Origin of the sequence: Methylorubrum podarium (assembly GCF_022179745.1) — a bacterium.
GTDB lineage: Bacteria > Pseudomonadota > Alphaproteobacteria > Rhizobiales > Beijerinckiaceae > Methylobacterium > Methylobacterium podarium.
On sequence record NZ_BPRD01000619.1, the window covers coordinates 1 to 1151 of the forward strand.

A 1151-nucleotide genomic window follows, 5' to 3' on the forward strand; every position below is an offset into this window, starting at 1 on the left:
CGCAGGCGGTGGCCGCGCATTTCGTCCTCGGTCGCCGGCCCGAGCCGTTCTGGGCCGCCGCCCGCGCCGTCCCCCTACCCGATCGTCTCGCCGACCGCCTCGACCGAGGCGAGGCGCGGCAACGGCTCGCCCACCGTGATTCGATCAGTCGCGCTCATTGAGGCGCCTCCACTCGGCCATCAGTTCATCGTGCCGCCCGCCTGCCCATGCGGCCACTTCGGCGAGGGCCCGCCGCGTGATCGTCCCGCGCAGAACCTGAAGATCGCGGATGGCGATCAGAGCGTGGAAGTCCGGGCCGACCACGTGGAAATGGGGCGGGGCATGGTCCCGGGACCGGAGCTCGATCCGAAACGCATCGAAGGTCTTGTCGATCGGCACGGCACGTCGCGTCTCCGAAGCCAATATTAGTGCAATTGTTGCATCCGAACAATCGCGGCGATCGGCCGATCGGACGCGATTCCGGCCGCGTGAAAAAGGCTTGTCGTGCTCCCCGCTCCCGATGTCGGACAGAGCGAAGGGGGCTGCTCCGGCCGTCAAAGGCCGCCCAAGCCCGCCCCGAGACCGCCACGCCTGCCTGCGCCGTGACATCGGTGGCTTGGCCGTATTGAAACCGTCACCGGCACGGCCATGATAGTGACGGGGCGTACAAGCCGGGCCCCAGACGACCGCGTCACCCTGCAGGCCGGGATCGGCGTGCGGGACGATGCTTCCGGGAGGGCGCGGACCTTGAGCTTCCTGATCTGCCTCGCGGCGCTCTTCTTCCTGATGGGGATCGCCTATCGCGGCTTCTCGGTGATCCTGTTCGCCCCCGTCGCCGCCATGGGCGCGGTGCTGCTCACCGACCCGTCGGCCGTGCCGACCCTCTTCTCCGGGCTGTTCATGGAGAAGCTCGTCGGCTTCCTGAAGCTGTACTTTCCCGTCTTCCTGCTCGGCGCCGTGTTCGGCAAGCTGATCGAGATCTCGGGCTTTGCCCGCTCCATCGTCGGCGCCGTCACCGGGCTCTTGGGCGAGGGCAGGGCGATCGTCGCCATCGTGCTGGTCGGCGCGATCCTCACCTACGGCGGCGTCTCGCTGTTCGTGGATGCCCGCAACCTCACGGACGCGCGCTTCATCTCCGACATCGCGGTGGTCACCAACGCCGCGACGGTGGC

Annotated in this window: 1 protein-coding gene and 1 pseudogene; one reads left to right on the forward strand and one right to left on the reverse strand. The window is 68.3% G+C overall.

The window, feature by feature from the left end; translation table 11 throughout:
- Window positions 1-144: 144 nt before the first annotated feature.
- Window positions 145-378, reverse strand: coding sequence for a DUF4160 domain-containing protein (locus tag MFF42_RS24780; RefSeq protein WP_238258599.1), 234 nt, complete (start codon window positions 376-378; stop codon window positions 145-147).
- A gap of 348 nt (window positions 379-726) precedes the next feature.
- Here MFF42_RS24780 and MFF42_RS24785 point away from each other — a divergent pair.
- A pseudogene (locus MFF42_RS24785) lies at window positions 727-1151 on the forward strand (hypothetical protein); the annotation flags it as partial.